This is a genomic window from Hymenobacter latericoloratus (assembly GCF_014199535.1).
In the GTDB taxonomy this organism is placed as follows: Bacteria; Bacteroidota; Bacteroidia; order Cytophagales; family Hymenobacteraceae; genus Hymenobacter; species Hymenobacter latericoloratus.
Genome location: NZ_JACHNV010000001.1, coordinates 550,611 through 565,169 on the forward strand (window position 1 = coordinate 550,611; position 14,559 = coordinate 565,169).

General features: G+C 58.0%; 9 protein-coding genes and 1 riboswitch. Of the genes, 4 read left to right on the plus strand and 5 right to left on the minus strand.

What is annotated here, in order from left to right; all coding sequences use genetic code 11:
• Nucleotides 1–54: 54 nt before the first annotated feature.
• Together GGU46_RS02430 and GGU46_RS02435 are read right to left on the minus strand one after the other, a co-directional pair.
• The gene (locus GGU46_RS02430; protein ID WP_183401986.1) at nucleotides 55–1,443 is read right to left on the minus strand and encodes an O-acetylhomoserine aminocarboxypropyltransferase/cysteine synthase family protein; all 1,389 of its coding nucleotides are present in this window, start codon (nucleotides 1,441–1,443) and stop codon (nucleotides 55–57) included.
• 385 nt (nucleotides 1,444–1,828) lie between these two features.
• Nucleotides 1,829–1,942: riboswitch (SAM riboswitch) on the minus strand.
• 362 nt (nucleotides 1,943–2,304) lie between these two features.
• Nucleotides 2,305–2,607: a LysM peptidoglycan-binding domain-containing protein gene (locus GGU46_RS02435; protein ID WP_183401987.1), complete on the minus strand. Its 303-nt coding sequence runs from the start codon at nucleotides 2,605–2,607 to the stop codon at nucleotides 2,305–2,307.
• A 213-nt stretch (nucleotides 2,608–2,820) separates the two neighbouring features.
• Between GGU46_RS02435 and GGU46_RS02440 the strand changes: the two genes are divergently transcribed.
• The 3 genes from GGU46_RS02440 to GGU46_RS02450 all read left to right on the plus strand — a co-directional run bounded on the left by GGU46_RS02440 (nucleotide 2,821) and on the right by GGU46_RS02450 (nucleotide 9,060).
• Nucleotides 2,821–3,237: a lipocalin family protein gene (locus GGU46_RS02440; protein ID WP_183401988.1), complete on the plus strand. Its 417-nt coding sequence runs from the start codon at nucleotides 2,821–2,823 to the stop codon at nucleotides 3,235–3,237.
• A gap of 245 nt (nucleotides 3,238–3,482) precedes the next feature.
• On the plus strand, nucleotides 3,483–6,380 hold the full coding sequence (locus GGU46_RS02445) for an IPT/TIG domain-containing protein (protein ID WP_183401989.1): 2,898 nt from the start codon (nucleotides 3,483–3,485) through the stop codon (nucleotides 6,378–6,380).
• A 100-nt stretch (nucleotides 6,381–6,480) separates the two neighbouring features.
• Complete coding sequence (locus tag GGU46_RS02450) at nucleotides 6,481–9,060, plus strand: erythromycin esterase family protein (RefSeq protein ID WP_183401990.1); 2,580 nt, start codon at nucleotides 6,481–6,483, stop codon at nucleotides 9,058–9,060.
• A 38-nt stretch (nucleotides 9,061–9,098) separates the two neighbouring features.
• Here GGU46_RS02450 and GGU46_RS02455 read toward each other — a convergent pair whose 3' ends face one another.
• The gene (locus tag GGU46_RS02455) at nucleotides 9,099–10,184 is read right to left on the minus strand and encodes a lysylphosphatidylglycerol synthase transmembrane domain-containing protein (RefSeq protein WP_183401991.1); all 1,086 of its coding nucleotides are present in this window, start codon (nucleotides 10,182–10,184) and stop codon (nucleotides 9,099–9,101) included.
• A gap of 370 nt (nucleotides 10,185–10,554) precedes the next feature.
• Between GGU46_RS02455 and dxs the strand changes: the two genes are divergently transcribed.
• Nucleotides 10,555–12,498 carry a 1-deoxy-D-xylulose-5-phosphate synthase gene (gene dxs, locus GGU46_RS02460; RefSeq protein ID WP_183401992.1) on the plus strand — a complete coding sequence of 648 codons (1,944 nt, stop codon included), beginning with the start codon at nucleotides 10,555–10,557 and terminating at the stop codon, nucleotides 12,496–12,498.
• 62 nt (nucleotides 12,499–12,560) lie between these two features.
• On the opposite strand, the gene GGU46_RS02465 is transcribed toward dxs, so the two are convergent.
• A complete protein-coding gene (locus tag GGU46_RS02465) occupies nucleotides 12,561–13,106 on the minus strand; it encodes a hypothetical protein (RefSeq protein WP_183401993.1) in 546 nt (181 codons plus the stop codon).
• Entirely contained in the window at nucleotides 13,103–14,356 is a 1,254-nt protein-coding gene (locus GGU46_RS02470) for an AAA family ATPase (protein ID WP_183401994.1), read from the minus strand. Before GGU46_RS02470 ends, GGU46_RS02465 begins: the two co-directional genes overlap by 4 nt.
• Between the last annotated feature and the right edge of the window lie 203 nt (nucleotides 14,357–14,559).

The following is a 14,559-nucleotide window of genomic DNA, read 5'->3' on the forward strand; positions in this document are numbered from 1 at the left end:
GAAGCTACCTGGCGGCTCTCTCACCTGCCGCCAGGCATCAACCCCTCTCAAGTGCTAGACTTCCAGCGTAGCGGCGTGTTCTACTTCCGGCTCGGGCAGCAGGGTGCTACCGGCTTCCTCCGAAGAAACCGAGGCCGCGTTGCGCACGGCGTCAAAAGCTTGCGCCAAATCGGCCCGGATGTCTTCAAAGTGCTCAATGCCTACCGAGAGGCGCAGCAGGGTGGGCGTTACGCCGGCCGCGCGCTGCTCCTCGTCGGAGAGTTGCTGGTGGGTAGTGGCCGAGGGCTGAATGATCAGCGTCTTGGCGTCGCCTACATTCGCCAGGTGGCTTACCAGCTTCAGGTTATCAATAAACTGCGTAGCGGTTTCCTTGCTGCCTTTGATGGCGAAGGTGAGAACCCCGCCGTAGCCGCGCTTCAGGTACTTCTGGGCCAGGGTGTGGTAGGGGCTGCTCTTAAGGCCGGGGTAGTTCACGGCCTCCACCTGCGGATGCTGTTCCAGCCAGGTAGCCACGCGCAGGGCGTTTTCCACGGTGCGGTCCACGCGCAGGCTCAGCGTTTCCAAACCCTGAATCAGTTGCCAGGCGTTGAACGGGCTCTGCGAGGGGCCAAAGTCGCGCAGGCCTTCTACCCGTGCCCGGATGATAAAGGCGATGTTGCCGAACGGCCCGCCCTTCCCGAACACGTCGTTAAACACCAGCCCGTGGTAACCTTCTGATGGCTCCGTGAACTGCGGGAACTTGCCGTTGCCAAAGTCATAGGTACCGCCATCCACAATCACGCCCCCAATGCTGGTGCCGTGGCCACCAATCCACTTCGTAGCCGATTCTACCACGATGTGCGCGCCGTGCTCCAGCGGGCGGAAAAGGTAGCCCCCGGCCCCGAAGGTGTTGTCCACAATCAGGGGTAGGTCGTGCTTATGGGCAATGGCGGCAATGCGCTCAAAATCCGGGATGCTGAAGCTGGGGTTGCCAATGGTTTCCAGGTAAAGGGCCTTGGTGTTCTCATCAATCAGGTCCTCAAACTTCTCGGGCTGGTCGCCGTCGGCGAAGCGCACCTCAATACCGAGGCGCTTGAACGCCACCTTGAACTGGTTGTACGTGCCGCCATACAGGTGGGTAGTGCTCACGAAGTTGTCGCCGGCCTGCAGAATGTTGTTGAGGGCAATGAATTGCGCGGCCTGCCCCGAGGAAACGGCCAAAGCTGCTACCCCACCTTCCAGGGCCGCTACCCGCTGCTCGAACACGTCGGTAGTGGGGTTCATCAGGCGGGTGTAAATGTTGCCAAACTCTTTCAGCGCAAACAGATTAGCACCGTGCTCGGCATTTTTGAACACGTAGCTGGTGGTCTGGTACAGCGGCACGGCGCGGGCACCGGTTACCGGGTCGGGCTGCTGGCCGGCGTGGAGTTGAAGGGTCTCGAAGTGGAGGTTCTGCGTGGACATGGCAGGGCAGGGTTAAAGGCCGATTGGGGTATGGAATAGGAAGCGAAAACGCTGGAAATAGGCCACGACAAGGCGTAGCGCGGGCCGCACCGGAACCAGCGTGGAGTTGCTCCGAAAGCTGGTCAGGATGCGCAGAACCTGGGTGCCGCTGTGGGTCACCGAGGGTTCAGGCCGGAAGAAGGGGTAGGGATGCCGGGTAGCCGCCGGGGGGCTAGCAACAGCAACAACAGGCGCCAGAGCAGCGCATTCGCATTCGCCGGTTTGCAGCAGTGGCCAGAGCAGCTACCGAAACGCAGAAACCCCACGGCAAAGCGGCGCGCAACAAAGCGACCGGGGCGGTGGGGGTGAAGGGGGCGAAAGCGAGGGTGTTTTCCATGGTACTCCTGAGTTATATGCCCCGCCGGCAAAAGCTTGGTCGGGCAGGAATTGGCACCTTTCGCGCGGTCGAAGGTTGCCAGCGGGTCACGGAGCCTGTTCTCTCGCCGCTTCTGTATAAATCTTATGAAAACTACCCCGCCGCGAGCGGGGGAGTACCGGGTTGGTAGTGCAAAGGTATAGCGGCGTTTTTGATATATGCAATAGCTGAGTGAAAAATATCATTTCCGCTTGCTATAACTACTGTGGCGTTTGGAGGTAGTTAATACTCGTGGTTAATAGTCTGATTTACAACAAATAAATCCTATGAAGGATCAGCCGGGTTTAAGTTTAAGCGAAGGGGTAGGCCCTTGCCCATCGACGGAAATATTGGCCCTCGGTGCTCAATCTGAGTGCTCGGCGTTTGCAAAAACCGACCGTTGAACAGCAAAAAAGCCACTCCGGATAGAGTGGCTTTTTAGGATATTTCAAAGTTAGGGCAAAGGCTTACAGCTTGGGCAGCGTCAGGACCTGGCCTACTTCAATGTGGTCGGGGTTGGAGCCGATGATGTTTTTGTTGGCATCATAAATCTGGTGCCATTTGGCAGCGTCGCCGTAATGGCGCTTGGCGATTTTGGAAAGAGAGTCGCCGCTTACTACCGTGTAGGTTTCGCCTTGAGTAGCAGCCGGAGCGGCTGCGGGTTGGTTGGCGTTACCAAAAAAATCGGTGGCACCGCCGGCAGCAGGTTTAGCGGCAGGTTGTACAGGCTTTTTTTCGCCGTCGTTAGAGAGGAAATCGAACAGTCCCATGGCAGTAAAGTCAAGTAAGTGTGGAGGAAAGCGTCCGCTACGGAGTAGGTAGCGGGCGTTGGTTTCGGTTATTACGCCAAGGCCAGCAATAAGTTATAGGTTGGAGGCTCAACCCGGGGTGGGCTGAACATCTTGCGCAAAGGGCGCGTAAGAAGCCCAAAGTCAGCCACTCGGCCGACCCACACATTCTCTTTTACTCATTCTCCCTACCCCATGAAAACTCACGCTTCCCCCTTGCGCTACCTCGCCAGCCTGCTCCTGTTTGTGACCCTTTTTGCGGCCTCCTGCGGCAGCAAAGAAGGCAAAGTAGAAGGCGTAAATATGCTGTATGGCACCGAAAGCAAAGTCTGGAAAACCGATAAGGAACTGGATTCTGCTGGTGATAAGGTAAAGCAGACGGATGCCCAGGAAGACGACCGCATTACCTTCTTCGCCAACAAGCAATACAGCATGACCTCGTCCGCCGGCGCCGTAAACGGCAAGTACGAGTTCGACCAGGCCGGCAAGAAAATCACCATGACGCCCGACGGCGCCTCGCAGAGCAACACCTTCGACGTGGTAACTCTCACCGATGACAAGCTCACGCTCCGCAGCCCCCAGGGCGCTGAGCTGCGTCTGGAAAAAGAATAACCTGATTTAGCGTCAGAGTATCAAAAAAGCCCTTTCACGTTGCGTGGAAGGGCTTTTTTCGGTGTCAGGCGCAGCAAAAGCCCGGGCAGGCGGCAGTGACAGCCAGCCACGGCCGCCTGCCCGGCGGCGACCTTCGGCCGGCCGCAAATTTCCGGCCCGGCGAATTGTTTATGCTGTAACTATATTTATTTTTGATTGAGCTTGAGCGATATAGGCTCTATTGTTAGCAACCATAGTTCGTGCATATGTTGATACCCCAGGCAGCCCGCCGAGTGGCCTTGCTTTGCCGCCTTATCGTGTTTCTGCTGGCGCCATTGGCCAGCCAGGCACAAACTACCAGCACCATCGTCGCTTTTGACTTCAACTCCGGCACCAGCTACGAAACCTTGGCGCCGGTGACGGCCCCAGGGGTTGCGGCCGCGGCTTCCTCCACCGAAAGCTTCGTTACGTTTGGCGGGGTTGCTGCAGGGGCTAATGCGTTCAGCCCTGCTACGGCCGGGGTAGCGCTGGGCATGAGCAACTCCAGCGGCACCAACAGCCGCTTCTTTCAGTTCACGCTGGCCGGAGCCAACTTAAGCAGCTACTCGGCTTACAAGCTGTACTTCCAGTCATTTCGCCCTTCTACCGGTGCGCCCACCATTACGGTGACTTACAGCACCGACGGCGGCACGAATTTTACTGCCGCTACTTCCGTGAGCAACCCGGCGGTCAGCACCTTCGCCGAGCACGTGGTGGATTTGTCGGGCGTTACGGCCCTGAATAACAAGCCCTCGGTTATTCTACGCCTGCTGGCCAGCGGGGCTTCCGGCTCGGGGCCTCTGCGCATCGACAATTTCCAGGTACAGGCTACCTCTGCCTTAAACCCTACCCCCGTCCTCACGGCCGTAAGCCCCACCAGCATTGCCGCGGGCAGCAACGGCTTCGTGCTGACCGTAACGGGCAGCGGGTTTACCAGCGGCAGCGTAGTGCGCTTCAATGGCGCGGACCGGCCCACCACGTTTGTAAGCGCTACCCAACTGACAGCCACCATTCCGGCCTCTGATGTGGTACAGGCCGGCACCTATCCCGTAACGGTGGCAAACCCCGCGCCGGGCGGCGGCTCGTCGGGGAGCGTGGGGTTTGTGGTAACGCCCGTGGTGCGCTGGGACGGCGGGGCCAGAACCAACAGCTGGTTTGACGCCCTCAACTGGGATACCGATGCCGTGCCGACCACCACCGACGACGTGCTGCTGGACCACGCCACCGTTGCCGGCCGCTACACGGTGCTACTCGATGCCGGTGGGGCCGTGGCGCCGGCTACTACCCCCACGGCCGAGGTTCGGTCCCTGACCATCAATCCGGGCGCCGGGGACTCTATTCTGGTCGAAATTTCAGTGCTGAATACGGCCACCACTCCACTGCGGCTGAACCGGACGGGCGCCACGGAAACCGCCTTAGCCATCTATAACAAAGGCGTGCTGACGAACAGCAGTGACAGAGGAACCATTGACATTCCGAATGACAATCCGAATTTCTACCTCTACAATGGCGGCACTTACCGGCACTACACAGAGCAAGGGCATGCAGGGCTGGTAGAAAACCTGGCTGCGGTGCCTGGCACAGAAAACGGAACGTGGGAATTCCGGCGCAAAACAGCTGGCAGTACCACGTTGTCCTTCTCCGGAAGAAGCTATCCGAACGTCGTATTCAGGAAGCTGAACACCATCACAAATGCCTCCTACGCCGCAAGCGGCAGCAGTCCGATAACAATACGGGGTAGCTTGATAGTAGGACCTGGCGCCGTATTCACGGCTTCAGCCAGCAATGAGTTGCGGGTAGCCGCCGACATCGTGGTGCAGGGCTCCTTTCGGTTTCAGCCCCAAGTTGCCGGAACCACCACCGCGCGGCTGGTGCTCAACGGCACCCGGCCCCAGCGCATCAGTGGGGCGGCCTGGGGTAGCCCGGCAACAGCGGCTACCTTTCTTGGCAACGACGTTCCCCTGCAACTCAACAATACCAGTCCGGAGGGTGTTACGCTGGCTACCCCCGTTACGGTCAATAACGTGCTGCAGCTCACGGCAGGGCGGCTGAATACCGATGCCACGAACGTTCTGACGTTGGTTAATCAGCCTACCGGCGGCTCCGATAATAGCTTCGTGAACGGCCCCGTAGCCCGCCCGGCCAGCGGCGCCGCTACCCTCACGTTTCCGCTGGGCCGCCTAGACGCCCAAGGGCCGGCCTACCGCCCCCTGACGCTCACCATCAGCAGCCTGGGCCGGGCCACCACGTTCACGGCTACCCAAACCGAGGGCGGCTTTGCCACCAAAGACCTGACCGGCGACCTGCGCCGCCTGAATGCTACCCGCTACTTCACGGTAACGCCCACGCCCGCCCTCACCAGCGCCGACGGTTTTTCGGGCACCATCACCCTCAGCTTCGGCCCCGATGACCAGGTAGCGGACCCCAGCGCCAGCACCCTGGTAGTTGCCAAACACGACGGCAACGGCTGGGTGAATATCGGGCGGAGTGCTAGTTCCGGTTCCGCGAGTACCGGCAGCTTTGTGGCGGGTACGCTTACTTCCGGCCCGTTTACTTCCTTTAGCCAATTCACCCTGGCCAGTACCAGCGCGGCGGCCACGCCCAACCCGTTGCCCGTAACGCTGCTGCACTTCCGGGCCGAAGGTAAGCCCGAAGGCGTGCGCCTGAGCTGGGCCACCGCCGCCGAGCTGAACAACGCCCGCTTTGAAATTCAGCGCAGCTCCAATGGCCGGAACTTCACTGCCGTAGCCTCCCTGCCGGGCCAGGGCACCAGCACCACTTCGCGCACGTACAGCTGGCTGGACACGGCTCCGCCCGTGGGCACAGTGTATTACCGCCTGCGCCAGGTAGATGCCGATGGGTCCAGCCAATGGTTGGGGGTAGCAGTGGTACAGGGCCGGGCCATTGCTACGTTCTACCCGAATCCGGTGCAGGACCAGCTCTCCATTCAGGCCGCTTCGGGGCTGCGGTATCGGGTGCTGAACCCGGTAGGACAGGTGGTGCTCAGCGGCCAGACTTTAGAGGGCGGAACGCGCCTGGATGTGCGGCTGCTGCGGCCGGGCGTGTACTACCTGCGCCTGGAAGGCCACGGAAACGCAGAGGGCTTCAGCTTCTATAAGCAGTAAAGGCAAGGCAGAAATAAGGCTGGCGAGCATAGGATGAAGGCTATATAGCTGGCAATTGGTAGCTTGACCTGATTTTATTCGCGTCTCAATTCCTGCTGATATGCTTTCTGGATTACTTCGCGTAGCAACTGGGTTGCTGCTGCTGATTTTTTCGCCCTGCAGTTTGCTGGCCCAAACTACGCCTTCCGGGCTGCCAGTGCACGCTGTCCGTAGCATTGCCCCCGCCGATACCAGCTTCCAGGACCTGGAGTTTTTGCGGGCAGAGTTGGGTAAGGCCCGGGTGGTGATGCTGGGAGAGCCTACCCACGGCGAGGGCAACGTGTTTGCGGCGAAAGTCCGGCTGATCCGGTTTCTGCAGCAGCGCATGGGCTTTACCACGGTGGCGTTTGAAAGCGGCTTCTACGAGCTTGACAAGGCCCAGCGCCAGATAGAGGCTGGTACGCCCACGCAGGAAGCCATTGCCAACAGTGTGTTTCCGGTCTGGACCAGCACCCAGGAGTTTCAGGCGGTGCTGCCGCTGCTGGGCAAGGGCCGCTTGCGCGTGGCAGGTTTCGACTATCAATTGAGCGGTGCTTACCAAGATGAGCTGCTGGAAGAGTTAGAAACCTTTCTGAAATCCGAAAAAGGCGCCGACGGCATTGCCTACGACTACCTCGACGAGTGCCTGAGCATAATGGGGGAGAATTTCCTGTTCCCGCCCTCCCACCAGATCTTGCTCTTTAAGGCGCAGCTGGGCAAAGCCCGGAAGCTACTCGAAAAGGTAGCCGCTGGCCCCAACCCGCAGCGCCGGGAGCGGGCCGCCTTCTGGCTCCAGAACCTGCGCAGCCTGCAGGCCCTGGCCCACGACTACGCCACCAACGACCCCGGCACCAAAACCGAAGCCGAGTTCAACGCCACCGACAGCAACCCCCGTGACGCCCAGATGGCCGACAACCTGCTCTGGTACCTGCGCCAGCACCCCCAGGAAAAGGTGATTTGTTGGGGCGCGCTGCCTCACCTTGCCAATAAGGTGGAGGTGCTGGAAGATGCCGAAATCAAAACCTACAAGCCCATGGGCCGAGCCGTGAAAGCCGCTTTGGGCCCCGATGCAGTGTATGTAGTAGGTACGCTGGCCGGTAGCGGTACTCACGGTTTCCTGGGCATGGGTGGGTACAAAGATGTGCCAGTTCCGGCGGCTGGTACCCTGGAAGCCGAACTGCTGACCCAGGGGCAGGAATATAGTTTCGTGAGCCTGAAGCACGATGCCCCCGGCCGCGTGCTGACTACCTACGCCTTCGAGTACAAGCCCCACGCCGGCCCCTGGAGCGAGGTAGTCGATGGATTTCTGTTCTTACAATCGGTGAATCCGCCCCACGGAGCAGTTGCCACCGCGGCCGCAGCGGAAGAAGCTACGCCCGTAGCTGCTGCGGCCAGAGAGCCCAAAGCCCCACGTCGGCTGAACCCGGCGGCTCGCCCTAGCGCCAAAACTGGCGCTCTGCTTACCCTGAGCGGTACTATCCTCGACCGCAAAACCAACCAGCCGGTGCCCTTCGCTACCGTGGCCGTGCCCGTCCGCAGCGCCGGCACCGTGTCGGATGCTCACGGCCGCTTCCGGCTGCAGGCGCGTCAGGGCGAAATCATTCAGGTTAGCAGCATCGGCTATAAGCCGATTACGTTAGTCGCCCAGCCGGGCAGCGCGTTGACTATGCACCTCGTGCCCGCGGCTTTTGCCCTGGCCAACGTGCGGGTAAGTGCCGAGTCTCAGGACCCGAAGCGCATCATGAAGAAAGTCATTAAGGCGGCCGAAGCAAATTATGAGCAGCAGGACTACCTGGCGCAGGTGTACGCTCACCGCCGCATCAGCAACTTCGATACGCTGCAGTCGGAAGTGGAATATGTGAGTCAGCTATTTGAGCCGGCGGGTTACCGGCACCGGGATGGAGGATTTCTGTTTATGGGCCCCTTCCAGAAACACCGAGTACAGGAGAAGCACATTATAATACAGCCCCGGGATTCTACTCGCAGAAGCGGGTTGCCCATCGGAAGTTCCGGCGCGGAAACTTCCGACCCGGTACGGACCTCGCCGCTGTTCAAATCCGCTACGCTGGGCAAATATCGGCTACGGCTGGATACCATCAGGCGCTACGGCGAGGGCACGGTGTACGTCATTGATTTCACCGTCAAACGGGCCACGCACCGCAGCACCGGAACCTACCTGGAAGCCGGCTATTCCGGCAAAGTGTACGTGCGCCAGGACGACTACGCCGTAGTGCGGTACGAGGCTCTCTGGCAGTTTGATACCGTGCGTTACAACGCCGTGGCGCACAAATATTACGGCCGCAACAACCAGATTTCCCGGTTGTACACCGAAGTTTTCTCGGATAACCGGGCCACGAATACGGTGCTCTACGAGAAAGGCACGAATAGCCGTTATCATCCGGCCGTAAGTTCCTTTCAGAGCGTGGCAATCGGCCGAAAGCTAGGCGGCAGAACTTTTTACTACCAGGGGGCTGGAGAAGAATATTTCACCGGCTTGCCTGCCGGTACGGCTTTGTTGCCAGTAAACCCCAACATAGATCCGCGCCTCGCTGAGTCTCTGCAGGTTCAACTAAAGCATACACCCTACCGCCCCAAGTTCTGGCAAACCTACCAGCGCCCTAAACCCGCCGAGCCAGCCCCGGCGCTGGAAGCCACCAAGTAACCACCCGTCATTCTTCGTGCTGCTTGCGAAGTGATATACTAAGAGTGCATAACCTCTTCCACCTTGCGCTTGCCGAAGATGCGGGCCACCCAGCGGGGTAGGAACACCGCGCCCAGCACCAGGTAGAGGTAATACGTCACCACGCGGTAGAGCAAGACCATGAAGTTGGTCATAGTAGGCGTGCCGATGAACTTGCCGAAGAAGGTAGGGAAGGCACCCTCGGCAATGCCGGCGCCGCCGGGCGTAATGGCAATCAGCAGAATGACCTTATAGGTGAGGTTGCGCCCAAAAATCAGCCAGAACTCCGGCCAGGTCACGTCGATAAACGCCGCAATCAGGCACCCGATAACCAGGTAACGGGCCGTCCAGACGAAAGCCGTGCTCAGGCAGGCCCGCAGCCAGTACGCCAGCCCGTTGCCGCGCAGCTCGGCCGAAGCCAGCACCATCTCGTTGCCCATTTTGTAGGCCTTGCTGCGGAAGCGCCGGATGCCGCGCACCGAGAACAGGCGTACCAACAGCCGCTTCACGGCCTGGGGGTTGATGAAAATGGCGTACATCATCAGCAGGGCGTACACCGTCACGAACACATAGCTCAGGATAAACCCTACCCTCAGGGTCGCCACCAACCCGCCTTGCAGGGCCTCGTGGGGGTAGAGGGCGTCGCCACCGATGAGCACTACCAGCGGCACGGCCAGCACATAATACAGGTTATCGAGCATGGCCGTAGCCATAATGTAGGCCACCGATTTGCCCAGCGGAATACCTTCCTTGTGCAGCAGCACCGGGGCCACGGCCGTTCCGCCCACCGCCGAGGGGAGCACGCACGAAGAAAATTCCCAAAGCATAATCACATCCAGGGCGGCCCGCCAGCTCAGCACTTTCTGGGTGAGGTAGCGGATGCGGTACACATAGCCGGCGTCGCGGGCCACCAGCACCACCAGCATTACCAGCAGCCACACGGGCTTGGCATCGGCCAGCGGGGCCAGGTCGCCGGGCTGGTAGCTGCGCCAGAACATGAAGCCCACCACCCCTAATCCAATCAGTACCGGCAGAATAATCCGCGAAGGACGAAGCTTATCCAGCAGCTGCTGGTCTTCGGTCTGGGTAGTGGTGAGCTGAGGCATGCGGCGGAAAGGGGGTGGTACGAACAGTAAAGGTACGGATTCGGGTAGGGGAGGATGTTAACGTGTAGTGAATAGGTGATGAGGTGATGGGTAATAGGGATCTTTGCGGACTGGCGGCAGACTTCTCGCCTTCGGCGAGGCGTCTGCCGCCAGTCCGCAAAGATCCCTATTACCCATCACCCCTTGTCCCCTGTCACCATTTACCTCTTCACCCCATCACCTCCTAATTTCGCAACTCAGCAGTTCAACCGCTCGGCTGGAAAAGCCGTAACTTTGTTCACTCTGTGCATCAGTGGCCTGAAACAAGCTTAACCTTTTGCTTTAGCTGCCTGTTGCCTTGCTACTTATCCCCCTTTTCTACCCCCTGCGCATGATTGTTGAACCTGGTGCCCTGCTGGCGGAAATTAATTCCCCCGACGACCTCAAGAAGCTCAGCCCGGACCAGTTGGTTCAGGTTAGCCAGGAGCTGCGGCAGTTCATTATTGATTCCGTCTCGATTTATGGCGGGCACTTCGGGGCTTCCCTGGGGGTAGTAGAGCTGACGGTAGCCCTGCACTACGTCTTCAATACGCCCCACGACCAGCTGGTGTGGGACGTGGGACACCAGGCCTACGGTCACAAAATCCTCACCGGCCGCCGCGACCGGTTCCCGACCAACCGCCGCTACAAGGGCATGTCGGGCTTCCCGAAGCGCAGCGAAAGTGCCTACGACGCCTTCGGGGTAGGCCACAGCTCCACCAGCATCGGGGCCGCCCTGGGCATGGCCGTGGCCTCGGACTACAAAAAGGAGTTTGACCGCCAGCACATTGCCGTTATCGGCGACGGGGCCATGACGGCCGGCATGGCCTTCGAGGCCCTGAACCACGCCGGCGTCGAGAAGTCCAACCTGCTGGTTATCCTCAACGACAACTGCATGAGCATTGACCCCAACGTGGGCGCGCTCAAGGAATACCTCACCGATATCACTACCTCCCGTACCTACAACAAGGTGCGCGACGAGCTGTGGAACGTGCTGGGCAAGCTCAGCAAGTTTGGCCCCAACCCCCAGCAGATTGCCCGCAAAGTGGAGTCGGCCATGAAGGCGACCCTGCTCAAGCAAAGCAACCTGTTCGAGGCCCTGAACTTCCGCTACTTCGGCCCGGTAGATGGGCACGATGTGCAGCACCTGGCTACTATTCTACAGGACCTCAAGAGCATCCCGGGCCCCAAGCTGCTGCACTGCGTGACGGTGAAGGGCAAAGGCTACGCCCTGGCCGAGAAAGACCAGACCCTGTGGCACGCCCCCGGCCTGTTCGATAAGGTGACAGGCGAAATCCACAAGAAAACCTACGAGAAGCCCCAGCCGCCCAAGTACCAGGATGTGTTCGGGGAAACTATTGTGGAGCTGGCCGAGCAGAACTCCACAATCATGGGCGTGACGCCGGCCATGCCCTCGGGCTGCTCGCTCAACCTCATGATGAAGCAGATGCCCGACCGCGCCTTCGACGTGGGCATTGCCGAGCAGCACGCCGTGACCTTCTCGGCGGGCCTAGCCACGCAAGGGCTGGTGCCGTTCTGCAACATCTACAGCTCCTTCATGCAGCGCGCCTACGACCAGGTGCTGCACGATGTGGCCCTGCAGAACCTGCACGTCGTCTTCTGCCTCGACCGCGCCGGTTTTGCCGGTGCCGACGGCCCCACCCACCACGGCTGCTACGACCTCGCCTATATGCGCTGCATCCCGAACATGGTCGTTTCGGCGCCCATGAACGAGGAGGAGTTGCGTAACCTGATGTACACGGCTACCCTGCCCGAAAACGCCGGTCCGTTCAGCATCCGCTACCCCCGCGGCGAAGGCGTTATGCCCGAGTGGCGCAAGCCTCTGAAGAAGCTCGCCATTGGCACGGGCCGGGTGGTGCGCGAGGGCGAAGGCGTGGCCGTGCTCAGCATCGGCCACATCGGGAACTACGCCGTAAAGGCCACCGACAAGCTGCTCGCCGAAGGCCTCAACCCCGGCCACTACGACATGCGCTTCTGCAAGCCCCTGGATGAGGAACTACTGCACCGCATTGCCCGCCAGTATAAGGCTATTGTAACCGTAGAAGATGGCTGCTTGCAAGGTGGTTTCGGGGCCGCCGTGCTGGAGTTCCTCGCCGACCACGGCTACGCCCTCCCCGTGCGCCGCCTCGGCATCCCGGACCGCATCGTGGAGCACGGCACCCAGGATGAACTCTACAAAGAATGCGGCTTCGACGCCGACGGTATTGCCACCGCCCTCCGCGAAATGGCCGGCAAAGTAGCCGCCCAAGTTCCAGTAGAATCGGTGCTGCTGTAAGTTGCTGATATTGATATCATCGAAAAGCCCTGCTGGATTCGTCTAGCGGGGCTTTTTGCTGTTTATACTACTTTGATCTGGCTTTCTACTAAGAAGCGCAGACGTATCCGACGAGGGCTAACTTTATCGGCAAGGATGGCCTGCTGTTCTCGAAGCCGGGCACCGTTGTAGGGTATTTCGCGGGTGAAGCCGACGCAGGCGTAAGCAAACACCGTTTCTCCAGGCTCAATTATTTCTCGGTCGTATAACTCGCAGATTGAGGCGGCGAGTTGCCGGATACACTCACCCGGCCCCGTGTTACGGTCGGCTGCGGAGGTTTTGAATTCTATGAAGTGCAGCTGCTGGTTGATGATCAGGGCGCAGTCGCAACGCTCGGAGTCTCCATCACCATACAGGCATTTATCAATGGCAAGAAAGTGAATCTGCCGTTGCTCCGGGTTCAGTACATGTAAATCAGACTTAGCTCGTCGCGCATCAGTAAGCACCACGCACGGTCTTGCCGGGGGTGGAGGCGGGTCGTGCACAAATGAGCTGGCATGGCTATGTTGCTCCAGACACGGTTGTTGCTGAAGCTGCTGCTGAAAGGCAGTAGTGATACGACGAATCATTCTGCTTCCAGCCCTGCATTAATGTCTAACAACTGGTCGAACTCAGTGGCGCTGTTTCCCGCCAGTGCATCCAAGTCATTGTAGCTGATAAGTCCAGTCTCTGGATTTACAATGGAGTGTACCCCATTTTCCTTCTGACCTTCCACATGATAAGCAGCAAATTCCTTCGGGTTGATCCAGCTTTCCCGCGGCACAATTTTCGCAACATCATCCGCGCGGTCGGGGTGCCTCTCGGCTACTTGGTAAGCATAGAGAAGTAGGTTTAGGTGAGAAAGTATGTAAGGACTATGAGTTGTGATTGTCAAATCATTTTCACCAGTTGTACATTTCTCTACAAGCCAGTTTAATAGTCCTTGCTGCGTAGTTGGATATAGGTTTAATTCCGGTTCTTCAATAATAAAGCTTTGCGCTTGCTCGTTACTTTTAGCAAGGTGTTCTATTAAAACTAATAGGGGGGCCACTGACTGAATCCCACTAGCAGCATTGTGTAGATTGATTAATTTTTTATTGTTTTTTATTTCGATAAAATCCTCGTCTTTTCTGTGTATGTATTTTACGTCGAACATAGGTAGGTGTAAGGCATTTACTTCTGAGCGAATTTGAGCATAGTTATTAGCGAAAGTCAACAGTGGAGCTGGTAGTCCTATATCATCTCGCATTAGGCCAGCCCAAGAATTGTTAAGAGCAGATACAAATATTCTTTCAGATGGTATATAGACAGGATGTTTGTAAAAGAATATTTTGGAGAAAACTAATTTTAATATTTCTAAGCTTGTCTCATGTATTAATGTGTCTGTTATTGATTTTATGTTTTCTACTATTTCATCTATTTCTGTTGATACTAGTTCTGTCGACTTAGCTGTAGCTCTTATTGTCTTAGCTAATTCAGGTATTTTGTCTGTAGATTGTTTGTTGAATACCTGGGTAGCTTGCTTTACTTGGCTGTTTATTAAGCGACGCGTATTATGATCGTATGTAATACGACGGCCTTTCGCTTTTACTTTGTACCTACCCCTACTTAATTCTAATGCACTGCTTGAATTAAAATAATCTTCTAGGCTGTAGTAGTCAAAAAGATATTCAGGCCCATTTTGTTGCGCATAAAAATCTACATCTCTGAGCACCGCCGCCAGCTTCGCCAGCGTGCTCTTTCCTCCACCCGTGGGCCCGATGAACACCGTCACTTTCTTGAAGTCCACGGTGGCGTCTTTGATGGGGCCAAAGTTTTTGACAATGAGTTGCTCGTTCATAACGGTAGGTAGTCGGGCCGCCGAAGCGGCGGGAAGCAAAGGTAACTTTCTACACTAACCGCCGCTGCGGGGGTAGCGTTGCCGCATTCAAACCCGGAGTAGCCGCCGCTGCTTCGGGTTTGGAGCGTTTAGTGAGGTAGGGAACGAAAAAATATTTATTCGTGTAGGTACATCAATCAAATAAATGTCTCTACATTTGTTCC